General features: G+C 54.7%; 12 protein-coding genes. All 12 read right to left on the reverse strand.

Features of this window, described 5'->3' with window-relative positions; genetic code table 11:
- Positions 1-98: 98 nt before the first annotated feature.
- The 12 genes from ACOTX3_RS02520 to ACOTX3_RS02575 all read right to left on the reverse strand — a co-directional run bounded on the left by ACOTX3_RS02520 (position 99) and on the right by ACOTX3_RS02575 (position 24112).
- Entirely contained in the window at positions 99-1415 is a 1317-nt protein-coding gene (locus tag ACOTX3_RS02520) for a tyrosine-type recombinase/integrase (protein WP_127869076.1), read from the reverse strand.
- Positions 1416-2090: 675 nt separating this feature from the next.
- Complete coding sequence (locus ACOTX3_RS02525; RefSeq protein ID WP_127869077.1) at positions 2091-2624, reverse strand: serine O-acetyltransferase; 534 nt, start codon at positions 2622-2624, stop codon at positions 2091-2093.
- A 260-nt stretch (positions 2625-2884) separates the two neighbouring features.
- Positions 2885-3568, reverse strand: coding sequence for an outer membrane protein (locus tag ACOTX3_RS02530; RefSeq protein WP_058678739.1), 684 nt, complete (start codon positions 3566-3568; stop codon positions 2885-2887).
- 137 nt (positions 3569-3705) lie between these two features.
- Positions 3706-5778, reverse strand: coding sequence for a fimbria/pilus outer membrane usher protein (locus ACOTX3_RS02535; protein ID WP_234355648.1), 2073 nt, complete (start codon positions 5776-5778; stop codon positions 3706-3708).
- Positions 5779-5883: 105 nt separating this feature from the next.
- Positions 5884-6312: a DUF1090 domain-containing protein gene (locus ACOTX3_RS02540; protein WP_058678737.1), complete on the reverse strand. Its 429-nt coding sequence runs from the start codon at positions 6310-6312 to the stop codon at positions 5884-5886.
- Positions 6313-6374: 62 nt separating this feature from the next.
- The gene (locus ACOTX3_RS02545) at positions 6375-9563 is read right to left on the reverse strand and encodes an ATP-binding protein (RefSeq protein WP_058678736.1); all 3189 of its coding nucleotides are present in this window, start codon (positions 9561-9563) and stop codon (positions 6375-6377) included.
- Positions 9560-10189 carry a response regulator transcription factor gene (locus ACOTX3_RS02550; protein WP_058678735.1) on the reverse strand — a complete coding sequence of 210 codons (630 nt, stop codon included), beginning with the start codon at positions 10187-10189 and terminating at the stop codon, positions 9560-9562. Before ACOTX3_RS02550 ends, ACOTX3_RS02545 begins: the two co-directional genes overlap by 4 nt.
- Positions 10190-10412: 223 nt before the next feature.
- Positions 10413-10772, reverse strand: coding sequence for a DUF6911 family protein (locus tag ACOTX3_RS02555; RefSeq protein ID WP_230794078.1), 360 nt, complete (start codon positions 10770-10772; stop codon positions 10413-10415).
- A gap of 356 nt (positions 10773-11128) precedes the next feature.
- The gene (locus ACOTX3_RS02560; protein WP_058678734.1) at positions 11129-11806 is read right to left on the reverse strand and encodes a hypothetical protein; all 678 of its coding nucleotides are present in this window, start codon (positions 11804-11806) and stop codon (positions 11129-11131) included.
- A gap of 215 nt (positions 11807-12021) precedes the next feature.
- Positions 12022-12459 (reverse strand): toxin-immunity protein system imunity protein CdiI, encoded by a 438-nt coding sequence (cdiI, locus tag ACOTX3_RS02565; protein ID WP_048971909.1) that lies wholly within the window; start codon positions 12457-12459, stop codon positions 12022-12024.
- Between the two features lie 4 nt (positions 12460-12463).
- Positions 12464-22429 carry a contact-dependent inhibition effector 16S rRNA endonuclease gene (cdiA, locus tag ACOTX3_RS02570; protein WP_127869078.1) on the reverse strand — a complete coding sequence of 3322 codons (9966 nt, stop codon included), beginning with the start codon at positions 22427-22429 and terminating at the stop codon, positions 12464-12466.
- Between the two features lie 9 nt (positions 22430-22438).
- A complete protein-coding gene (locus ACOTX3_RS02575) occupies positions 22439-24112 on the reverse strand; it encodes a ShlB/FhaC/HecB family hemolysin secretion/activation protein (RefSeq protein ID WP_058678732.1) in 1674 nt (557 codons plus the stop codon).
- Between the last annotated feature and the right edge of the window lie 248 nt (positions 24113-24360).

The following is a 24360-nucleotide window of genomic DNA, read 5'->3' on the forward strand; positions in this document are numbered from 1 at the left end:
CAGCGCTGTGACCTGATTCGGCCTTGAGGTGGCAGGAGCCTTGCGAGCATATCCGATACCGGTCTTCTGCTGAATTAAGCTCATATTTTGACAAGCCCTTACCTCCGCCCAAACAGGTTCACAACGTTGTTTTCCTGCTGCCGCTGATAGTTGTTAACCCGGTCTTCCCAGATCTCAAGCGCCCTACGCTTTTCAGGCAGGTAATCATAACGGTCATAATGTTTCGAGCTGACGTCATTCAAAGCATGGTTCTGAATACGGTCCCGGATCTCTTTGCTGATCCCCGCCTCCCCCATCAGCGTCTTACAGGTGCGGCGTAAATCTCGCGCGGTGAAAACTTTAAACTCAGGTTTAAAGGCCCGAAAATACATGATGGAACGCGCCAGGCTATCAGTACGCACCGGGCGCTCACCGTTGGTTGATAGCGGGAAAATATAGGGACTGTTACTTTCCTTAGTCAGCTCTTTCACTAAGGCTAATTCTTGTAGCGCCGATTCAGTTAGCGGGATCAGGTGTTCGCGCTTGTTTTTCGATACATCGGCTATGACCAGTAACGTCTTTTGCTGCCAGTCAATCGCGCTCCACTGGCTGGCAATCATTTCAAACGGTCGCTGCCCACCAGCATAAACACAGAAGCGGATAAGATGCTGCATCAACGGTCCTACGTTGGTGGCCTCTGCAAACCGCTCCATGACGAAACGAAGCTCTTCCAGCGTTAACCATGTATCACCCACTTTTTCCGCCGAAGACTGCTTCGGTATAGCCGAGACCGGGTTAACTTCAAGACCGAACGTGATACCCACACTGGTATTCATCGGATCGTTATCGGCTTTCAGACCGTAGTTAAATGCCGCCATCAGGTAGGAACGAATTCGGTTCGCATGGACCACAGCATCGCGCTGGATAATGCCAGACAAGATTGTTTTGATCTGTAACGGCGTGACATCCTTCGCTTTAGTTTCGCGAGGAATGACCGAATAACACTCTTTTTCAAGACGCTTCAGCACATCGGCCCAGGTCCGCTTGTTGTCGAGTTTCATCTTGTTAACGTAGCCATGCACCAGTTCTTCAAACGATCCCTGCGAACGATGTAGCTGCATTATGTGCTGTTCGGCCAGGCGCTGTTGTTCAAGCTCTTGCTGGGGATCTTTTCCTTCAATAAGCCAGGCACCATACTTTTTCGCCAGCTCATTGGCAGTCACCAGTTTCATCTCAGGCCAGATGCCCAACTGGATGAATTTCTCTTTCTTCCCTTTCTCAACGTAGTAACGGAAATAAAAAACCTTGCTGCCTGAAGGCTGAACTTTGACACCAAGCCTGCCGGTACCGCGCTGAGCGCTGTTGCTCCACACGTAGTACGACGTGCTTTTTGTCTTCAATCCGCGTATAGCAGTCTCGGTAAGATTAGCGGCCATGAGGTTACCTTTCAGAGGATAAGCGTTACCTGACCCAATGCCCATTTTGGGTCAGGTAATGGGTCAGGTAAGGATAGTACAATGGGGAAACGAGAGAACCAATCAGAAACAAAAATAACTTCATAACCGATTGATTATAGGCAATTAAAAATACAATAAGCGTCAATGACGAACGATTAGAAACATACTTATTTTATGACTCATAATCGCCTGGGCGCTGGTTCAAGTCCAGATGCGAATACCAAATTGAAATTATTGCCGTTTAATCCCTACTATTTGCTATCAACGTTAAGCAAAGTCATCGCATTTTGTGCAGGGTTTAGCCCCAAAGATGCATTTCGCGCTTTTTTGACTTTTAACTCCCCGAAAACTTAAAGAGAAAAAGAAGTTTTCTTATGTCAACAAGGATAAACCAGACAATGTTACTCACTACCATGAAAATACTTAAAATATGATTCCGAACAAGTTGCGCGCAGACTGACTTGAAAACATAGATATGCGTTCCAGTTTTGATTTTATATAATCCAGCATGCGCTTACGCGGGTTGGTGATAAAAATGAGATGGAGAAAGGAATGGGTTATAGGTCAACGAGACAAAAACCCGCTCCTGCGGGTTTAATGTAATTCAACCGAGCAAGCTAGTGAAACAATCATTCCTCCCACTCTGCTTTACTCTTATACCGACACGCTTACAATCTCTGTTACTTTTTTTGTATAAACACGGCAGTTATCCGGGAGATCTTTATTGATGAATGTCATTGCGCCAATAGTAACATTATCGCCAATTTTCAGATCGTCGCCGATTATGCAGCTATTCGATCCCAGATAAAAGTTATTCCCAATGACGATCTTACCCTGTGTACCTTTTCCACTGCTTCCAATAACAGAATTTTGGGTAAGTTTCATATTTTTTCCTGCATGCACTCGCTTTGTCACTACTATACCAATATGATGAGCGATAGTTAGCCCTTCACCGATAGTTGCACCGAGCATAATATCGCAAGCAAATTTACTTTTGATGCGTGAGTGGACACGATAAGCCATGCGGCGGTGGCCGTTCTCATACAAATAACTTGCCAGTCGCCACCAAAAAACATATTTCAAACCCGGTTTGTTCCTTAGGCGTGTCATTAGGCGCAGAAAAGAAAATTTTTTTTCAAGACCAATAACCTCTACATGCCAGAATCGTTTTAGCTGTGAAAATTTCATCAAATAAAAATCTCTTTTTTTAGACTTGCTAATCAAGTTCGCCGGACGTCAAGTCAAGCGATTATATCAATATTTACTGCAGGTCTGCAAAATGAGTGAGTTATACTGAAAAAAGCCAGGCGGTCTTCACCGACCTCATCATCCGCAACGGTTACTGATCTGGCTCGGGCAATCAGCATGCCACACCTGCGCAATAAAAAAGCCAACCCCGCACTCCCACGGTGTTGGCCCTGTTTTAAAGCAGTGACGGTCACAACAGGTTAAAACACGTAACGCATGCCCAGCGTAAATTCGTTAGAGACAATATGCGCTTTCATCTGCTCGTCTTTTAAGCCGCGCGCGTTAGTGAAATTGTTATATCCGCTTTCGATCTTGCCCATATCGATATAGCGATAGCCCAGATCGACATACAGACGTTCAACCGGCGTGTAGCTTACGCCCGCTCCTAACGCGTAGGTCAGGTTGCTTTGGGTGGTCGAGGCGTATTCACGTCTGGCGTTACCCTGCCAGCCGCCCGCTTTGATCTTGCTCACGCCAAGCCCTGCGGTTCCGTAAACAGAGACACCGTAGCCGAGTTCATAATCGCGGTAGACATTCAGCATCAGACGTTCAGTTTCGGTCTGCAGGTGGTTAAAGCTGTTCGCGAATGTGCTGGAGCCGCTGGTGTACTCCGTTTTTTGTTTAAAGGTGTATTCACCTTCGGTACGCCAGCCGTTGCCGAACTGGTAGCCTGCGGCAATCGCCGCGCCGCCAAAATGCTCTTTCTCTTTACCGCCCACAAACTGTCCGACACCCGGACGCGCGCTGGTATCCATCTCTTTCGCACGCTGTTCAATCTGCAGGTATTTTGCCGAACCGTAATACCCTTCTTCCGTATTTGCTGCCAGAACGGTAGCCGGGATCATCGCGACAGGCAGGGCGATTAAAATTGCTTTCATCTTCATCTACACTCCATTGAAAAACAGTCAGTGAGACGAATCATAAGCAGTCCCGAAAGGGCAAACTATTAGGATGAATACGCGTTTTACCTGGTAATTTTACGTAGGGATTTGTCTTGTTTTTAGTACCGTTCCTTTTTATTTCAATACGTTACCGGTTGAGGAAAACGCAGCAGAACAATCGCGCCATCGGTCGGCACCGATTCCAGTTCCGTCACATCCAGCGCGGTGTTTTCCGGCAAGCTCAGGCTATCGGCCGTAATGCGGTTCACGCGCCATGGCGTTAAGTAACTCACCAGCAGCTCGCCTCTGGCATTGGTTGTGGAGCCAAACTGGTTATAGAAGCCAATGCCCGGGGAGTCCGGCACGTCCACCAGCGCAGCGGTGCTGCCGAGCTGTTGGCCAAGCGTCACGCCGCCTGCGTGTACCAGAATGCTGCCGCTGGTGTCGGCGTGATAATCACGGCGCGTTCCCCCGCGTACCATACTGAGGTTCAGCTCGCCCGCGTTGTACTGATAGCCCAGGCTCGCAGACAACTCATCATTGCGGTGTAGGGTATGCGTCGCCTGCAGATCGTAACGCAGGCTGTAATCACTCAACGCCGAACCGTACACATTCACTCCATGACTATCTTCCCCCCGGCTGGCGAGCTCGGTGATATAGCCGACATTACTCGTCGTCCCCCAAAGGGATAAAGGCACACTGAGATTGATACCCACGGTGGTTTCATCCGGGTTTTTACCGTAGCGTTCATAACCGCCGTACAGGCTGACATCCACGTTCTGTAAGGTCGCATCCAGGCTCAGCGTCATCCCCATGCTGCCTGCGTCAGGTTCACGTGACTTCAACCCGTGCCACGACAGGCTCAGGCTGGCGTCCTCGCCAAGATTCTGGTTAAGCTCCAGCTGCCCACGCAGCGCCCGCCGGGTGACGTCATCGTCCCAGCCGTATCTCAGCAGCTCCGCCCGCGTGATTTTTTCTTCCAGCGACCGGTAACGTTCATTACGTGGATACCACTGGAGCTGAGCGGTGAGGCTGGTTTCGGTCGTAAAGAACGCTTTGGCATAGCGCAGACGCCACACCTTGCCCCGTTGCGTCTCCGCCTCTTGCGTATAACGAGCCGCGCTGACATCTGCGGAAAACGCCCCCCACCGCCCGAGGTTAGCGCCAAAACCCGCGACCTGGCTGAAATAGTGCTCCCCTTGCTGCAGCCCGGCAAACACGGTGACTTGCGGGGCAACTCCCCACGAGAACGTACTCTGCCAGAAGCGATCCTTGTCCCTGTCGATACCGTGAAAAGGCTTATACCGACCGGCGGCCAGTTCGTAGCTAAAGAGCCCGTGATGCACCAGATTGGGCATGCTGGAATAAGGCAGCAGGCGGGTACGCTCCGTACCGTCGCTCTCCTGCACCGTCAGTTCCAGGTTGCCGTCCGGGTCCGGCGGATAAAAATCGCGAATGGTAAACGGCCCGGGCGGGACGTGAATACGGTAAACACGTACCCCGTTCTGGTGAATGGTGACTTCCGCCTCTGTGCGGGCATAGCCGTTGATCCACGGGGAATAGGGTCGCCAGCTATCAGGGTACATCGCCTCGTCACTGGCGAGCGATGCACCGCGAAACGACAGGCTGTCGAACATATTTGAAGAGGTATTGCCGTCGCCCAGGGTCACGCGCGAACGCAGCGGCGTGATGCTGCGCCAGAGCGACATCGCATTGGTGTACGAACCGTGTTGTCCCTCTTTTTCACGCCAGAAGGTGTTTTGATAACGCAGACGCCAGGGGCCCACATTAAGGCCGTTGTCCAGGCTCAGCGTGGCGTCAGTACCGGAACGCTCCCAGTCATACTGCGCCTGGCTGTTATCCGCATCCAGACGATAGTTAATAAACAGCGCGTTGATGCCATCATCCCAGCGGCTGGTGCTGACGCCATTCTGCTGCGGGCTAATGGCGTCTGTCGGGAACAGAAGCGTCAGCAGTTGCGCCTGCGGGCGGTACCAGTACTTGAGGTTAAACTGCTCCGCAGACTGTGGTGTCAGGCACCCTTTGGCATCCCAGACCAGACGCGCAAGCACCGCGTCACGTACACCCCACTCCTCCATCAAGGGCTGGCTAAGGCAAGGCCCTGAGGCTGACACCTCAAACGAAATCGCCCCTTTATAGAGGTTATTGAGGATCACCCACGTCTTTTGGCTTACCGCACGACTTTCTGCCATGGCGAACAGCAGCATTAAAAAGAGAAGATGGAGTCGCATCATGATGGCAGGCAGCGCAAAAAGGTGAGGAGGCTCACGCCCCCTCACCTGTTTTACAAAAAAGCGTTATTTCTGCAGGGAGGCAAGCGCGGCGCGTGCGCGGCTCAGCTCTTGCTGAATGCTGCTCAGATCGCTCTGTTTTTCAGCCAGTTTGCGCTGGTATTTCGCCACTTTCTTGCTGTCGCCTTTGGCTTTCGCTTCACGCAGATCGGCCTGAACCTCGGCAATGTCTTCACGCTTCTCGGCCAGTTTCTTCTCCAGCTTCTTCACCTCTTTTTGCGCGTCAGCCTGTACGCTTGCCGGGGTGCAGTGCGCTTTCACTTCAGCCAGCGCTTTTTTCAGGCCGTTGACCTTGTAGGTATTACCGTACTGCTGGGCGATACGGATCTCTTTTTCCAGTGCCGCGGCTTTGGCAGAGCAGCTTTCTGCCGCCTGGGCGGAGGTGAACATACCAACAGAGGCAATAACGGCCAGCGCGGATACGATTTTTTTCATCGGGATATCTCCTTTATATGTGAACGTCCTCGAATAAAAGAGTACCCCGGCGGACGGGAAGCTTACGCTGTACGCCCGTCCTCATTCTGCTGTAGGACGGTCTCGCCCGGTTGTAGTCCCGTCTCGCGCCAGCGCTGTAATACGCTCCTCAATGCCAGAATGTCCTCCTCAAGCTGACGGATGCCGCCGCTGTCGGCAGCCTGCTCCTGCTCCAGACAGCGCGCTTCCAGCGCTGGCATACCGAGCAGTTGAATACCGCCCCGCAGTCGGTGCAGCGCGTCCTTCAAGGGTGTACCGGGGTCCTTTCGCCACAGCGCAATATCGCCCAGCGTCTCCTCCAGCACGGTCATCTGCAAATCCAGAAACGTTGCCAGATGCTCACCGTCCAGCAGTGCTGGGGGGAGCATGATGGAATATGGCGAAGCAACCGGCGATTTACCGGAGGGGGCCAGAGGGGCAAGCAGATTTTCCAGCGCAACCAGCGTGACCGGCTTGAAGATACAGTCGCGCATGCCTGCTTCCCGCGCCTCATCCCGCACGGATTCACGCGCGTCCGCCGTCATGCCAAACACCGTGACATCCGGGTAATATTCATTGATGATGCGCGACAGGGCATAGCCACTCATCTCGGGCATGTTGCAGTCGGTGATCACCGCGTCCGGCTGTCGGATTGCCAGGCTCTCAAGCAGCTTTGCTGGGCTGTCGTGCTGGGTGACCGCATGCCCCAGCCACTCAAGCTGCTGGGTAAGCAGCATCCGCCCGACCGGATTATCGTCTACCACCATGATGGTCAACGCTGCGCGTTTGCCGGGTGGCACACAAGCTTTAGTTTCTTTCTCTGGCAGTGCGGCCATAACGGGCAGCCTGAGCGTCACCGTGACCGTTGTCCCCTCACCCGGCACGCTGTTCAGCGTGAGATCCCCTTCCATCATGTCCGCGAGCTGGCGGCAGATATAGAGCCCCAGCCCGCTGCCCTGCGCCCGGGTACGGCTCTCCCCCTGACTAAAAGGCTGGAACAGACGCTGTTGCGTCGCGATATCAATCCCCTCGCCGGTGTCTGCTATTGTCAGCTCCAGCAGCATAAACTCGCCGTTCTGCCATTGCGGCTGCGCCCGCAGCATCACCTGACCGTGGTCGGTGAATTTAATGGCGTTGCCCAGCAGGTTGGTAACGATCTGACGAAAACGCATCACATCGATCAATACGTCCCCTTTCAGGGCGGTATCCATTTCCAGCTGCAGCTTCAATGATTTCTGCGCCGCCAGCCCCTCAAACTGCGACACCGTTCCTTCAATCAGGTTTCGAAGCGAGGCGCGCTCCGGGCGGAGCACCAGACGGCCGGACGCAATACGCTCCACATCCAGGATATTCCCGATAAGCAGCAACAGCGACTGCGCCGCGTCCCAGGCGACCCGTATCGACTGCGGGTTTTGCGGGGCATGGTCAGGACGTTTCATCACCAGCTCCAGCATGCCGATAATGGCGCTGACGGGCGTGCGAATTTCATGGCTCATGGTCGCCAGAAAGGCGCTTTTTCCCCGACGGGCTCGCTCTGCGCGCTGTTTCGCCGCACGCAGCGTCTGAATGAGCTTGCGGATGCGCGCCTGCCGGATGCGCCGTCGACGGTAGATCCACCCTGCCACCAGCGCCAGCAAGGCCAGACCGGCGGCGGTGAACGTCACCAACCACGTAATCGACAGCGCCGACGTCGACACAGAGGCAAACGCATTGCCCGTATTACTGCCGCGCGTCAGGGCGTGGAGATCTTCCGGCGGGATGTTGATCAGCGCTTTATTTAGAATGGTGATCAGCGGCCAGGCCTGCCGCGATGCGCCAAAGGCAAAGCGCAACGGTTCGGCATCGATGCTCGCAAGAATTTTCAGTGAGGCAAATTCTTTGCGGGTGAGCTGGGCGTTGGCAATGATCAGCGGCACCACCATCATGTCGTTTTGATCCTTCACCACGCTGTTAAAACCCTGCCACCAGGTATCGACCTTCGCCGTCTGGCCGCTGTTTTGTCGGCCAAGCCAGCCATCAGGCGCTTCACCGCGCAGGCTCACCACACGGGGCTGAAGCGCCTCCTTCCCCGGGAGCGCACGTCCAACCATAACCCAGGAGTTATACAACCAGGTTCGGGTGGTGAGGAGATCCGCCTGCCAGATCCCCTCCTGTGTGACGCCTGCAATCAGCTCGGCCTCTCCGCGATTAATGGCCCTGAAGGCGGCGGCCTGGCTGGGATAACGGCGGATCTCAAAGGTAAACCCGGTACGCAGGCGGAGCGCGGTCAGCAGATCCGCCAGGATGCCGCGCAGCTGCCCGCGCTCATTGAAAAAGGCAATGGGGGCGTTATCCTGCGCCACCGCGACGCGGATCCGGGAATGTTCTTTGATCCATTTATGTTCGAGCGAGGTGTAACGCGGTGGCTCTTCGCTCAGGGAAAGCGGGATCCCCCCGCTCCAGCGACGGTGGATCTCCACCCCCGCGTTCTCCGGCAGCGCCATCAGCATCTTGTTGAGGATCGCGATCCAGACCGCCATCTTTGGCATCGCGGCGAACGAGAATCCCGACGCCTCGTACGTGTCCGCCACCGGACGAATACTGAGATTGCTTAAATTGGACTGACTCGCCAGATAGCGCGCGGTGATCGCATCGCTGAAGAACAGATCGATTTTACGAAACGCCAGCGCCTCCAGCGCATGTCGCGTGGAGGAGAAATTCACAATGTCAGCCCCCGGATAACGGGCCAGCACGTCGCTGCTGCTGTAGACAGGCGAAACGGCGATCCTTTTCACCGGCTCATCGGGCGAGGCATCGGTATTCACCACTTCAACCGGGATGTTGTCGCTGTAGGGCACACTCAGCATCAGTCCCTGTTTTTGCTGGCTATCCCCTGCCTGAGGCATAAAATCCGCCTTGCCTGCCCGCAATGCTGACAAGGCATCTTCATAGGTGGGATAACGCACCACCTCGATCTCCACGCCGAGGTTTTCCGCCACCAGCCCGGTGAAATCCGCATTGATACCACCGTAATCATTCAGCCCGGTGGTGATGTCGTAAGGGGGCATCATCGGCTCCCAGACCGCCAGACGGATTTTGCGGTGTGCGCGCACCCAGCGCCATTCGCTACCGCTGAGTCCCGGCTCGATCACCTTTTCATGGCTACGCGCCAGAAGGCGAAGGGATTCCCCCGGTTGCGCGGCGCACACGGTAAAGGCAATACAAAAAAACAGGATAAAAGTAACGGCTCTCACGTCTCTGGCTCTGAAGCATCAATAAGTTCGAAAAGTTGTTCAAAATGCGCAAAGCCGCTTTTTTTCATCATTCGCGCCTTATAGGTGCTGATGGTTTTGTTGCTGAGCGCCAGCCGGTCGGCAATCTCCTTGTTGCTTTTGCCCTGCTTCAGATAGTTCAGCACCGCGATTTCACGATCGGAGAAACTCGCCAGCAGCGCCCGGGTATCATGTTGTATTTCAGTAGCCTCGACGATTTTCGTGAACGTCTCTTCCGGGAAACAGTGATAGCCGTCCAGCAGCAGTTGGCAAACCGGCTCGACGCGCTCCAGCGCCAGGCTTTTATTGATAAACCCGCTCGCCCCGGCCTTCAGCGTACGCAGTGCGTAGATCCCTGCAGGCTGGTTGGTATAAACCAGCACCCTGAGCGCAGGGAAGTGGTGCTTGATACGCGGAAGAAGATCCAGCCCGTCAGCGTTTTTGAGTTCCAGATCGAGGATCAGCAGCGACGGCTGTTCCCGATGCAGCAGCGCCAGCAGGTTCTCGCCGGAGGATGTCGTCACGGTAAAATCCGGATTTTTTTCCAGCAGCACCTTGAGCGCAAAGCAGATTGCCGGATGGTCATCCACAAGCAGTATTTTTGTCATTGGTGTTTATTCTTTCCTGAGGCATTAACGGCTCCATTACACGCTATACACCATAGCCTACCACGTGTTGAATCAGGACAAGGTTTGTCTGGTTTGAGAATAATTCAGAAAAAATACGAAATACACGATCACAACCTACTTTTCATTAGGCATAATGATTTAAATAAATGGGTTTGGAATTTAAATGCCGGATATAACAGGGTTGGTTTAATGCAGCAAAACGCTAAACCTGTCCTGTGATGAAAAAGGTTCTGGAAACCTCAGTCACAAACTCGAAATCACTTGTCAGGCCATGAGAATGACTCAGAAAAACAGGCGGAACAGAACTTTCTTTCCTTTCAAAACAAGCAGTTTGGATGCTTTGTATTTTTGTTTTATCATCCTTACCCTCAATTAATGAGAGCAGGAAATGCATACCATCCGAATGGATGCTGAGCGTTTTTTGATTATCAACATCTACAATATTAACGCTTCCCGTATTCGTCCTGAGCTGATGAAGCGCATCGTAAACATCTGACCATAAGGGGAAGTCCTTTTTACTTAAACCTGTATTTGCACAAAACAGGGAAAGCTTCATTTTCATCGTTTGTCCTTTAACAATGTTGTTTGCTACGTATTTTAACATGGAAGATGTACAATCCAGAGCAGGATAAAGTGATGTCGCTGGCAAATTACACATTTTAGGAATTTTATGGTAAACCGGGCATAGGGGGCGGGGTAATCAGAATGACAACTACTAACAAGCCCGGCAACGTGTAATGAGAGTAAATGTAACAATTGATATAGGATTTCCAGCACGGAGGCAGGGATCATTCAATGATATTGTTCAAAAATATTTTCCGAAGTTACTTCGCCATTCCCATAATTATTTTTATCAAAAGCTAATTTTCATACAGATAACATCCCGGTTTTAAAACCGGGACTGTTTTTATACAAATGCTATTTCTTCAGCAAGCGCGGGAGTTGATTATTTAATTCCATGATACACGCATCCATATATTTTTGGGTTTCAATCGTCACCTTCTTATAATTATCACGTTCCCATTCTGACAGATTCGCTTCCACAGGAACGGGGGAACATTCAGCTACAGTATACGCGGAAAACATATTCCCACCCTCAGGTTTCTTATAGAAAAGCACCTTATATTTCAACTGATAAACGGGAGTTGTTGCTGTAGCATCTTTAAAAATCAATGCCCAGGTAGCATGGCCAATATTGAGTTGTTCTTTATAAACATAACCGCTGGATTGGGAGTCCATCCACTTACTGATACTTTTCTTTGCACCTTGAACAAGATAGGTATCAGTAGGATTTTTGATCGACTCGATGATTTCCCCTTTATAATTTTCTTTATCAAAACTGCTGGGTTTTATATTTCCGGTCAACACAGACAAAACGGCCAACCCTTTTCCTACAGCGTTATGAGTCGGAGTAACTACGCGTAGTGAATTATCTGCGATACGATTATTGTTAAGATCTGCCTGTGCTGACACAGCCATAATCTCAATTGAACTACCATTGGAAGAGGTTACTGTTTCAGGCTTTATTTTGCTGGCACAACCCGTTAGCGCTACAACGAATAGTAAAGTAGTTACTGTGAATGTTGTTACTTTCATTTTCTTTCCTTGAGATAAAATAATGAAGGAGAATATCCTTCTGCTTGCTTACGCTTACCGCTCTTTCGTACTTAATTCAGGGCTAATTCGGCGTTTACCCCTTCCTGAAATATCCATGGCCGTTGAGGTCAACAATCTGTCAGTGATCCAGCGCAGATACGGGAACTTCGAGTAAAGTCTGACAGAAAGCTCCCGGCTCGGTAGTGAGCTCTGTTTCAGTTGTTAAGACTATGATAAAAATCTAAAACACTATTTAGATCTGTATGCCATTCAGATATTTTCATGCCATCTCCGTCATGCGTAGTACGGCTCTCTATAAACTTATTTATATTTTCCGGGGAAAAACCATGGCATTCCTCTAAAAAAATGACGTTATTTTGCACGTAAACTTTCTCATCTTCAAAATATAAAACCCATGTAAATATAAAGTTAGTTTTTTCAGGCTCATACATTGAAACAGCTAATGCTGAGTGAGTCTTATTGGATAGCCCTTCGCCGAGAGACTTTAACCAAGAATTTTTGTAATCTTTAATATCCCAATAGGATAAGGGCAAATGCAATTCTTCCTCATAATTATTGATAACAATGGATGATGGTTGTACCAACTCACCTTCCATACTCACTGGTTCACCTTTAGAGAATATTCCAAACATACCACTAGTCCTTAATCCTGTTTAGTCCGCTATCGTAAGTACCGATACGCTTACCTTTACTATTGAACATCTTCCAGCCATTAGTAACATTATGACTATCAATATCGGGGGTAATGTAGTTCTTGCCATCATAAAATACAGGCTGACCGTGTGAATTAAATGGCGCTTTCTGAGGTGGAATTCTGCGATCGAAACCTAAATTGCTTGCAGCCTCCTGAGCTTCTTTCCCTTTTAATGCCAGATAAGCAATATCATCTTTACTCGGCCCGTTAGGGATCGGCGTTATCGTCGTGTTCCCACCTGTATTCGGTGCACCTTCTGTATTGCCGGTGTTATTCGAACCGGAATCATTCTGACGATTCGTATTCCCTGTGTGATTTGGCCCCGTATCCACAGACCCTGTGTTATTACCCGTATGACCAGGCAATGTTTCAGGTAGCAGGTTACCACCAGTATGGGAAGGCGCATATTTATCGTGGAGTAAACTGACGTACTTAGCAATAATCTCATCATTACCCATCATTTCTAGGGTAACCAAATGCTCCAGTTCATCGGAGGTCATCTTATCAGCCATATCCTTGACCGCCGCTCCGGCAAGTCCCGCGATACCCGCTTTCGCACCGATCTCCAACAACTGCTCTGCGACCTTCGTCCGGCAGGGTGCAGCAACCGCGCAACCTCTGGCAACCAGTGCCAGCGAGTTATTCTCAGCCGCATTCTTCCCTGCCTGCCCCCCGGCCACCGCCGAACCCGTACTGTCTCCAGCAAGCCCGCCAGCCATCCCGGCCGATATCGTTGCCAGCGCACTGACCGTCTGCTTCTGCTCTTCACTCAGCGTCGATAAATCTTTGACGTCAGGGTACAGCATACCCGCTATCGCCTTCGCCGCAAGCTCACCGGTCGCCGCTCCGGCCGCACCCGCTGCGGCACTGTTTCCCTGCAGCGCCGCAACCGCACCGCCCAGGATGGCATGCGCAATGGTTTTCGCTGCCGTATTGTTATCGATTCCCATGTCGTGACCAATACGATACGCCAGCTCCGGTGCCGATGCCCCCGCCAGTGCTGCCTTCAGGTCGCTGCCCGCCAGCCCCTGAAGCGCGGCCGTCGCCGCCTTGATACCCCGCTGCAGGTCGCTACCCGTCCCGTATTTTGCCGTCGTGGTCTTATACGCACCGGTCTCGCGCAGGGCATTCTGATATGCTGCTTTAACCTCGTCGCTGGCATCCGCCCCCGGCTCGGTTATCCCTTTATCTGCAAGCTCTTTTCTGCCTGCGTTCAGCCCGTTTATTTCCCCCTGCGTGTTCGCAATATCCACCACCTGCGAGCCAATCTCACCAATCAGCTGCACTTCCTGCAGGCGCTGCTGCTCCTTCTCCTTGTCAAATATCGGGCTGATGCTGCCGTTCGCATGCTCCGCATCGCGGCTCAGGTCAGCCACATCCTGCTTCTGGTTCTCCTTATCGCGGATGATGAGCGTCCCTTCGCTCACCGCCGCCTGTGTTGTCCCTTCCGCGTGACCGCTGTTACCGCCTCCGGCCAGCAGAGCGTTCGCCATATTCCCGGCAAACTGCTTGCCGATGCTGCCGCCCGAACTGATACCCGCGCCCTGATGCTCCGTCTTAAAATCCGCCTGGTTGTGGATATCGCTAAAGCCCAGCGTGCCCGTATCTAGACGGTTTTTATCCGCCGTCGCCGTGGAGGCAATCACCCCGCCGTCGAGCTGCGTATGGTTGCCCACCGTCACGTCAAACCCGCCGCTGCCTGCAAACAGCCCGCTCTGCTCCTGCACCGAGTCGTAGTCGCTGGTCATTTTGTCGCGGCTGACATTGATGCTGCCGGAGAAACCGCCTGCACCAAAGGTGTAACCCGCACCGCCGCTGACGCTGTTCTGCTTGCTGTTGTAGTGATCGCTGTCCTGGGTGCTGGCAATCGTCAGGTCGCGCCCGATATCCGCCACCACGGTTTCGCCGCTCACCTGCGCCCCGGCGATCGTCGCGTCGCGCCCGGTGTTGATGGTCACGCGGTTACCCGCATCCACCGTGGTCTCGTTCTGCCAGACACCGTTGCCCTTCTCGTGCCCCTTGCTGCTGTTTGCGTTCGCCGAGATGCTGATGCCCGCCCCACCGGAACCGACACCCACTCCAACACCCAGGCTGCCACCGCTGCTGCTGTTTTTACCCGTTGTCTGCTGCGTATCCTGCGAGGCAATCAGGTTGACGTCCCGTGCTGCATCAAGCGTCACGTCCTTCCCGGCCTTAATCTGGCTTCCCGCCACGGTGATGTCGCTTCCGGTGGCTTTTATCGTGACGTTATTGCCTGCACTCAGGGAGCTGCCCGTGGTCGTTTCGCTTTCCATGTGCGATGAGGATTTGGACGACTGTGACCCAATCGACGCGCTGACGCCGATGGTGTTGTTATTGCGTTTGTCAGAGTCGCCCTTCACCTGGTCCAGCGCCACGGCCTGTCCGGCCTGTACGCCTGACAGCGCCGCCTGCGTACCCTGCAGTGCCGCCAGACGTGAGTCGCTGCTCTGCTTCGCGCTCTGGGCCGTGGTGACCGCGTTATTCACCGCACTCCCCGCCGCCCCGGACAGCGCCACCGTCAGCCCGCTGCTCTTCTGCTCAAATTTCTCATCGCGGGTGCGTTTGTCATGCCCCGGCTCAATCACCACGCTGTCACCGGTCAGGCTGATATCCTTCTGTGCGATGATATCTGCCCCACCGATATGCGCCTGTTTGCCCGCTGTAATGCTGACGTTGCCGCCCGTCGAGCCGACGGTGCTGAAGCTCTCGCTCTGGGTGGTACCCTGCTCGCGAAGATCATGGGTGGACTTGCTGCTGCCGATGGTGAAGCCAATGCCACCCGTGCCCATCAGACCGGACTTTTTGGTCTCCTTAAAGCGCCAGGCCGTGTCGGTGTTGGTCGCCGCCACGATGTCCACATTGTTGCCCGCGGAAAGGGCCACGTCGCCATCGCCAGCGACCGCAGAACCTTTCACCTGCAGGTTGTTACCCGCCGACACCGTCACGTTGTCGCCGCTCAGCAGCGAGCCTTTCTCCCGCGTCGCGCTGTCTTCCTCGATGGTGTGGGTGGTCTTTTTGCTCAGGAAGCCGCTACTGGTTTTAGTTTGTTCCCGATAGCGGTAATCGCTCTCCGTCGCCGTCGTCAGATTTATGTCGCGGCCTGCCGCCACGCCAATATCGCCCTGCGCTGTCACGCCAGCCGCCTGCGTGGTTACGTCGCGCCCTGCGAGGATCACCGTATTCCCCCCGCTGGCAATCTCCGTACCCTGCTGACGAACAGATTCGTCAATGGCGGTTTTTTTCTTCGCATGGCTGCTGGAGCGTTCCATCGACGCTTCCGCCAGCAGGTTCATATCCCGACCGGCCTGAATGCCCACATCCCCTTCCGCCGCTATTGCTGCCGCACGGGCATTCACATCGTTACCTGCCTGCAGGGTGAGGTCACCGCCCGCGCTCAGGGTGCTGCCCTGATGCGCGACGGACGCCGTCTCCGTGGTTGCGCGGTTGCGCCCGGCGCGTCCTTCGCTGGTCGCGATCTCGTTGGCGGTGATGTTGATATCATTCCCCGCCGCCATACCCAGGCTGCCACCCGCCGACACGTTTGCGCCGGTCACGTTGATATCCTGTCCGGCGCGCATTGTCAGCCCGTCGGTGGCGGTGATGGAGGCCGTCTTGCCGACATCGGTGCCACTGAAATGCACATTTCCCGCATCGACATTCCACTGCTGTGCGCGGGTGATGTTGTTAATGCTGCCCGCGACGCTCTCCAGCCCTACCGTTTTGCCGCTGATGGTGGATCCGATGTTATTGATATCCCCCAGCGCGCTCAGGTTCAGCCCGCCGCCTGCGCTCAGCAGTCCGGCGTTGAGGTTGCTCAGGCTGTTGCTGCTGTCGATTGAGAGCCCATTCTGCGCCGCAATTGTGCTGCCGCTGTTAATGACGTTCCCGCCCGCCAGCTGGACGTTATTGCCGCTAATCACGCTGCCGCTGTGCACGGTGACATCCTTCGGCGACAGATAGACTTTCGGGATCATCACCGTCTGACCGTTGAGGGTCGCTGACTCCCACCAGAGCATGCTTTTATCGAGTGCAGCAACCTGCTCAGCCGTGAGCGCCACGCCGAATTTCAGCCCCAGCGTTTTTTGTTGCTCTGCGGCGCTGTCCATCAGGTAGCGCATCTGATCGAGATCGGAGCCAATGCCGTTGATATAGCGGCTGCCGGTCTGGTTCAGAATCGCGTTGCTGACGTAACGGGTATCAAACGCCGCGTCGCCGAGGAACCGGTAGTCGCGATCCGGGTTCAGGCCGAGCCTGTCCAGGAAATAGGACGAGCCAAGGAACTGGTTCCGATCGGTATACGCGCTGTTGGTTTCACGCGGTGTGGCACCGGGTGTTATGCCAAGCAGGTCATACAGTCCATTAAACAGGCTGTCGTCCATGTTGCCGAGTTCATCGAGCTTCGGGTTCACCGTAATCAGATACGGGCTATCGGGATCGGTGGATGGAACAAAATAGCCGTTGTTGCCGGACGGCAGTGGATAGTTACCGCTGCTGCCGTTTTGGTCGGAGAGCGATGAACCGCCGGAGATATCTTTCAGGGCGTCAGTGATATTGCCCAGTTGTTCAGGGAAACGAATGTCCGCACTGCCACCTTGTGCCAGTGATTCACTGTTAAGGCCCTTACCAATAGCTTCAGGCGAGAGCGTATTCAGCGTTGGGGCATCAATCGTATTACTGAACTCACCCGAATTTGCGGTGACGTTAGTATTGCTGATATCACTCGTAAAGTTTGCGCTAACGTTACCGCCAGCACTGATGACTGAGCGGTATACACCGCCATCAGCCACAAATTCGGTTGTGCGTTCACCGAGGATATAAGGCACCCAGCCATACCAGCCGTAGTCCTCATCAAACCAGCCCCAACTTCCGTCCGGATATTGTGTCAGAGGCTCCCATTTGCTATCGCTGCAGTCCCGGTAAAACCACTCGCAACGGTATTCAGCCTGAACGTACGTAACGCGGCGTCCACCTTCCGCAGAAAGGTTATTCAGTGTTCCCCCAGCAAGAACGGCATTACGGCCAGCAAGAATATGGCTGGCACGGTTATCCAGCGTTCCGGCATTAATCGTAATATCGCGTCCGGCAGCAATTCGGGCTGAACTGCCAGTGGCGGATACGGAAACCACAGACTCACTCAGCAGGAACTGCCGGATGTCCTCCCCTGTGAGGCGATAATCAACCCTGTCCCTGCACTGACCACTGCCATTAGCACCACTCCCAAGGCACTGCTCATACCAGTCATACACAACCTTACTGCCATCGTTTTTCCAGTCTTCAAGAAGGAGGACAAAATCCGAACGTCTGCCGTTGAGATCATAACTAAAGTAGTGTTCATCTGCGGCAGGAATGGCATCCGGGTATTCCCGTTCAGACTGGCTGACAGTCAGGCCATCGGCTTCATTGAGTAAATGGCCGGTATTAACGGTGATATCACCGCGTGTGGTCTCAATCGTACCGGAGCGGTTAACAACTTCAGCGTTTGCCTCCCCGACTGCATTCTTCTGCATCCAGAGGCTGTTATCCGCAAGAATATCGCCGTATATGTTGTGGATACGTGCAGCAAACAGAGAGATATTATTGCCCGCATAAATCAGCGCCGTGTTCAGCAGCGTACCGGCGGCCGTCATCGTCAGACTGCCCGCTGTACCGGTGAAACCGTTGACGGTGATATTTTCACGTGAGGTAAGCTGCACATCTCCGCCTGCCTGAAGCGAGCCGGACGCATTGAGCAACAGGCTCTGCGCGTTGAAGGTACTGCTACCGTTCCCGGTGGTGAGCGTACCGTTGTTCGTGAACGCTCCGCCAGCACTGAGGGCAATGGCATTGCCCTGCATTACGCCGCTGTTCGTCATGGCATTCTGCGATGAGACAGACAGCGTTTTACCTGCCGCCAGGGTGCCGGTGTTAACGAGCGCGTTAACCAGTTTCAGCGTGGTGTCGCCCAGAGAAACCACATCACCACGGCCGCTGTAATTACGCACGTCGAGCAGCAGCTTATCCCCGCTGTAGAGCTTACCGCTCTCGGTATTATCAAGAGCGTCACCGTTTATCGTAAGCGAAGTGGTGCCTAATACCGTTCCGCTGTTGGTAACGCTCTGGTAATTTGCCTGCAAATCAGCGCCCTGGAGTGTGCCGCTGTTATCAAGCGAGCTGCCGCGCAGTTCTGCGCGTGTCGTTGCGAGGACATTTCCGCCATTCACGGCTTTCACCACATCCAGCAGCAACCTCACCGCCTGAACCAGACCACTGCTGCTGTTCGCCAGCTCCGGTGCGGTCAGCGTGAGCTTGCCACCGGAAAGCATTTTGCCGTCATTCTGTACGCGGGTGGTGGCCTTCACCGAAGATTCCCCACCGCCCTGCAGCGTGCCCTGATTGTTCAGCGTGGCTGTCGATACCGTCAGCGCATTCTCGCTCAGCAGCACACCGCTGGCGGTATTGTTCAGCGCGCCCGAGGCATTCAGCGTCAGCGCTTCTCCCTGAAGCCGTCCGCTGTTAATGAGTTGCCCGGCGGTAACCGTGGTCGCTTTCCCCTGGGTTTGCCCGGCATTCGTTGCATTGTCCGCATCAAGCGTCAACACGCCTGCGCTGAGCAGTTTTCCTCCGGCCTGGTTATTCAGCTGCGTTAGGGCAACCGAAAGCGCATCAACGCCGGTGATCTCACCGCTGTTGTTCAGGGTACTGGCCCCCAGCGTGAGGCGTTTTGCAATCCACTGCCCGCTGTTTGCCAGCGTCAGTGCTGAGAGCGCCAGTTCTCCATTAGAGGTGATTTTGCTGCCCGTTGTCCCGGTAAGGGTGCTGTCGATTTGCGCTTCCAGTAAATTTTCTGCCTGGATCGCACCGCCGTTCGTAAGCGCCTGCGCATGAATAAGTACCCGTTTCCCCTGCCATTGCCCTGCGTTACGCAGATCGCCGCCTGTCACAGACAACTCGCCCGCAGTCAGCAACGATCCCGACGCGTCATTTACCAGCGTCAGTAATGGCGCCGCCATCTCCAGGCGGGCGGCCAGCGTCAGGGCGGCAATCCCGGTCAGCGTTCCGCTGTTCGTGATGGTGTCCTCATGCGCGGTGACGCGATTCCCCTGAAGCGTACCGCTGTTGCGCAGCGTCTTTCCGTTAAGCGAAAGGTCACCGGCCGACAACATATTGCCGCTGTTAACGGTATTGACCGCATTCAGCGTCCCGTTGCCCTGGCTCATCAGTTCGCCGGTATTACTGAGTGTTCCGGCGGTCGTAACATCAAGTGAGCCGGTCGCGAGGGAACTTCCGCGGTTAGTCCAGTCGTGGGAGCGGATACTGACATCCTGTCCCTGGATCTGCCCTGCGGTAGTCAGCGTGGTACCTGAAAGGCCGAGCGCTCCCCCCGTCAGCGTGCGGGAGCCTGTCAGTAAATTCAGGATTCCGGCGGTCAGTGATAATGCGCTATCGCCCTGTAACAGACCGGCACTTTCCAGACGATCGGCATTCAGCGTCAGGGTGTTGCCCACCATGCTGCCCGCACTGGACACCGACTGTGCCGTGATGCGGTTTGCCCCTTGAGCCAGCAGCATCCCCTCCGCACTGTTCTTCAGCGTCTTGTAATCAATTGCCAGTGAAGTCCCGCTCAGCTCGCCGCTGTTGGTCAGATTTGAACCAGAGAGGGAAAGCGCCGCGTCGCTGGTGATAATACCGGCGTTGTTCAGTTCAGAGAGGGAAAGTGACAGTGCCGACGGGCTGTACAGCACGCCGCTGCTGCGGTTATCCAGCAGACGGGTAACCAGCGACAGCGTTTGTCCGGCGTGGATCAGACCACCGTTAATGACCTCAGGGCTGTCGATTGCAAGCGAGGAGGCCGTCAGGGTTCCACCGTTGCTGAGATGGCCGGTTTCAACCTTAAGTCCTGAAGCTGATGATTTCCCCGTATGGTTGAGACTGCTGTCAGCCTTCAACGTCATGTTGCCTTTGGCAGCCTGAGTTCCTTCAAGTTTTGCGTTTTGCACGGCCACGCCGACGCTGTTGCCCTGTGTCTGTGCCGTGGCCGTGGTGTTGAGGCTGCGGCCCTGCACGGTAACGGCGCCACCGGCACTGGTTTCACCCGCAAGCGTGGTATCGGTGTTGTTCAGCGCCACATCCCCGCCGCTGTGGGTCACTGACGTTGCGCTGGCGGTGAACGTCTTCCCTGAGGTGGTGAGCCCCCGGACACCGGAAAGCGTACCGCTGTTGACGATCTGCGCCGCGTTCAGCGTGAGCGTGTCATCGCTGATAAGCGTGCCGCTGTTGTTCAGATTGCCGCTCGCGGTTACGGTGGTTTTCCCTTTCGCACCGGTCTCACCGGAAAGCGTGGCATTGTCTGCGCGGATATCCAGCGTGGAGGCGCTCTTCAGCGCGCCGGAGCTGGTGATATCCGTCCCGGAGACGGTCAGGCTGTTGCCCTGAACGGTGCCGGTATTGCTGAATATACCGGTGTTAATCCGGGTATCCGCCACGGCGGCTAATGCGCCATGGTTCGCGAGGCTACCCGCGCTGACGGCGAGAGATTGCCCGGCGGTTGTGCTGCCTTTCAGTTGGCTGTGGCCAGACGTGGTGAGCGTGATGTTCCCGCTGGCATTTGTTGTGCTGCGGCTCTCTTGGGTCAACGTCTGCGCGTTGAGGGCAATCTCGGAAGCACTGAGATTTCCCTGCTGCACCAGTTCGCCTCCTTTGACCAACAGCTGCTGACCCGCCACAACAGAACCGTTAAGCGCCGCGTTTTTCTCAGCATTTACGGCAAGATGACGACCCGCGCTTGCCTGGGCATCTGCACTCTGGATCAGGGTGGTCGCGGCAAGCGTAGCGTCATTTGCTGCCGTGAACGCACCGCCGTTTTGCGTCAGCGTGCCGCGGGTTGTTAACTGAAGGTTGTTATCGGCGGCAACGTGAGCCTGGTCAAGCGTCAGCGCCGTCTGGCCGGAGACCGTGACGTTGCCACCCGCTTTATGGTCCCCGCGTAACGTTACGTCCGCCGCGCTGACCGTGGTGCTGCCGCTGGCAAGGGTGTTTTTCAGCACCACTTTTCCCGCGCTGCTGAGCGCAATATCCCCCTGTCGCGCGTTAAGATTGCCCAGGTTTACGCCCACCCCCGTTTCACTGGAGACCAGACGGATCCGGTTTGCGTACATGCCGCCCAGCGCACCGGTGTCTACCGCGACCTTCGGGGCTGTACCTTCACCTTTTAACGCACTGACGCTGCCATCCGCCGCTACGCGGTTCGCCCCTGCAACGACACGTAAATCTTTCGCATGCAGTTGCGCGTTGATCTCCGTCGCACGGGAGATGATCGACACCGCATCGCTCTGCGAGCCATTGAGGCCCGCGCCCTCGATGGTGACCGCCCCCTGGGTTACATCAAGAGATTGCAGCTTACCGCTGGCATCAAGCACCGGTTTACCTGTGGTGAGGGTCACATTCGGCGTGTTGATAAATCCGCAGCCGTTACAGGTGATACCGTAGGGATTCGCCACGATGACGTTCGCCGCCTTGCCGGCCACTTCGGTATAGCCCTGCAAATTTGAGCGGTTAGCGCCGGTGACTTCGTTGATGATGCCTTTGGCTTCCTGCCCGGCCTTCAGGTTGGGGTTATTCTGGATAAGCCCGCCAAGCTGGGTCTGGTTAAGCTGCCCGGTCGCGTTATTGAGGATCAGCCCCTCTTTCCCGACGTTGTAGTCGTTGTATTTGTTATGGGAAATACCGGACTGGTTCGGCGTGGCGATGTTCACCACCGGCACGCCGTTGGCCGCCTTATCCATCTGCGTATTGCCGGACGGGGTGATGGATGCCGCCACCGCAGGTAACAGCGGCTGCGTTGCCAGCAGCACGCTCAGTAACGCGCTCAGCGCGCGCTGTGAAAAACGAACCTGATCCTGTTTCATCATCCCTGTCCCTTAGAAAGCCACTGATACGCGGTAGTAAATCGTGAGGTGATCCGGTGCCAGCCAGTCCGGATACGCCATCGGTGTGCCAACGGTAAACTGGCTTGAATAGCCGCGATGAGCCGTCGTCAGACCAAACGCGGCGCCCCACAGCGTGCCGGAGGCGTAACGGTCAAATCCGTCCTTCTTCAGCCAGCCACCGTCAACTGCTGCCAACAGGCCAACATCCCCCACCCACGGCAGCGTAAAGAGCGAATAATTGAGTTCATTTCGCCAGTAACCGCCGTTATCACCGGAGAGGTACTGCTCTTTGAAGCCGCGCACGGAGGTCTCTCCCCCCAGCGTCAGGCGCTCGCTGCCGTACAGCCGGTCCGGCGACCACTGAAAATAGACGCTGGTCAACCACCACAGCCCGTCAGCAACCGGGCGCTGAAAACTGCCGTTGACGCTCCATTTGCGGAACTCGGCTTTCGGCACATCGCCATGTTTGTCGTTATCATCTTCGGCGCCAAACCATGGCACACCCTGAGTGAAGGTCGGGTTCAGGGTCGCCACGCCGGAGGCAATTTTTTGCGTGTGGTTAAGGCCCAGGGAGAAACTTGAAAGTTTGCGGCTGCTGGTAGCCAGCAGAACATCGTCGAGATAGTTATGGTTGATGCGGTGGGTGATGCCCGCCGACAAGCCGGTTTTGATATCGCCATTGCGGAACAGCACCCAGGAGCCATTCAGACGGTGGGTTTCGGTGTCGCCCGTCGAACGCCAGAGCCAGCCGTTATTATCGATGGTGCTGAGGTAGTTGCTCCAGCTGTAGCTGTAGTCCAGCAAGCCGTAGCCGTAAGGCACGCTGACCCCGGCGGCAAAATTCTGAGCATCATGGCTGTTCGAAAAATCACTGCTGCGCCCGCCGCTGATAAACCACTTATCCGCCAGCCCCAGCAGGTTATTGCCGTACAGCGCGCCATTGAGTTGTCCGGTACCGGTACTCTTTTGCCCGCTGTTATCGAAACTCACTGAACCGCTGAGCGGGAATTCAGGCGAAGCCGTCAGATTGACGATTGAATAGCCCTGCCTGTCGCCAGGCAAAATTTCTATTTCAACCGGCGTCTGGCGCACGCGATTAAGCTGCTCCATGCCCTGTTCGATATCGCGCAGGTTAAGAATTTTCCCTTCGAGGCCGGGGAAGGTCATGCTCAGCGTGCGGGCGGGGACCCCTTCAAGCCGGATTTGCTGGAGTTTGCCTTCCAGCACCGCGAGATGCAGTACGCCACCAGAGAGATCCTGCTCGGTTAAAAATGCGCGGCTGGTGATATACCCCCGGCTGATATACCAGTCAGAGATGGCGTTGGTCAGGGCGTTGAGACGCGCCATATCAAGACACTGGTTCACCCACGGCGCAACCAGGCGATCTTTGGCTAACGGAGAAAGAAGGGTGGTACCCGTCAGCTCAATGCGCGAGATAACAAAACAGGGACCTTGCGGAGTCGCAGCACTGTCGGGCTGAACAGGACGCGGTAATACCACGCTGCGCTCCAGCTCTTCACGCTGGCGCTGGTTTTCATCCAGCAGCTGCTGCTGTTGCTGCTGAATAGTATTACGGTCGGCCGGAGACAGGGGGGCCGCCTGCGCAGCACCTGCCAGCAAGGCCATGGCAGCCAGCACCTGTAGTATCGACGTTTTCCCTGTCATCACTGCCACTCCTTGCTAAAAGTCCGTTTTCAGACTTGCCTGTCAAAAAACGCGCAACTTATGTCAAAAAGTAAACAGTGTAAATACACACATTTAATTTAAGGTCTATTTTGCTGCATTTTCAGAATTTAGCGGGTGACACTGCGTAAATCTAAAGAAATCCCCCATCGCGCCGATCATCATCCGTGTGTATTATTTCCTGTAGCGTTTCCAACAACTAACCTTAACTCAAATACTTAAGCGCCAAA

It is taken from the genome of Enterobacter cloacae complex sp. IR5384 (assembly GCF_049237265.1).
Lineage (GTDB): Bacteria > Pseudomonadota > Gammaproteobacteria > Enterobacterales > Enterobacteriaceae > Enterobacter > Enterobacter cloacae.

Excerpts from the sequence above, each read along its gene's own strand:
- ACOTX3_RS02530 (WP_058678739.1), bottom strand. The coding sequence starts at position 3,568 with ATGAAGATGAAAGCAATTTTAATCGCCCTGCCTGTCGCGATGATCCCG.
- ACOTX3_RS02550 (WP_058678735.1), bottom strand. The coding sequence starts at position 10,189 with ATGACAAAAATACTGCTTGTGGATGACCATCCGGCAATCTGCTTTGCG.
- ACOTX3_RS02555 (WP_230794078.1), bottom strand. The coding sequence starts at position 10,772 with ATGAAAATGAAGCTTTCCCTGTTTTGTGCAAATACAGGTTTAAGTAAA.
- ACOTX3_RS02560 (WP_058678734.1), bottom strand. The coding sequence starts at position 11,806 with ATGAAAGTAACAACATTCACAGTAACTACTTTACTATTCGTTGTAGCG.
- ACOTX3_RS02525 (WP_127869077.1), bottom strand. The coding sequence starts at position 2,624 with ATGAAATTTTCACAGCTAAAACGATTCTGGCATGTAGAGGTTATTGGT.
- ACOTX3_RS02520 (WP_127869076.1), bottom strand. The coding sequence starts at position 1,415 with ATGGCCGCTAATCTTACCGAGACTGCTATACGCGGATTGAAGACAAAA.
- cdiI (WP_048971909.1), bottom strand. The coding sequence starts at position 12,459 with ATGTTTGGAATATTCTCTAAAGGTGAACCAGTGAGTATGGAAGGTGAG.
- ACOTX3_RS02535 (WP_234355648.1), bottom strand. The coding sequence starts at position 5,778 with ATGGCAGAAAGTCGTGCGGTAAGCCAAAAGACGTGGGTGATCCTCAAT.
- cdiA (WP_127869078.1), bottom strand. The coding sequence starts at position 22,429 with ATGATGAAACAGGATCAGGTTCGTTTTTCACAGCGCGCGCTGAGCGCG.
- ACOTX3_RS02540 (WP_058678737.1), bottom strand. The coding sequence starts at position 6,312 with ATGAAAAAAATCGTATCCGCGCTGGCCGTTATTGCCTCTGTTGGTATG.
- ACOTX3_RS02575 (WP_058678732.1), bottom strand. The coding sequence starts at position 24,112 with ATGACAGGGAAAACGTCGATACTACAGGTGCTGGCTGCCATGGCCTTG.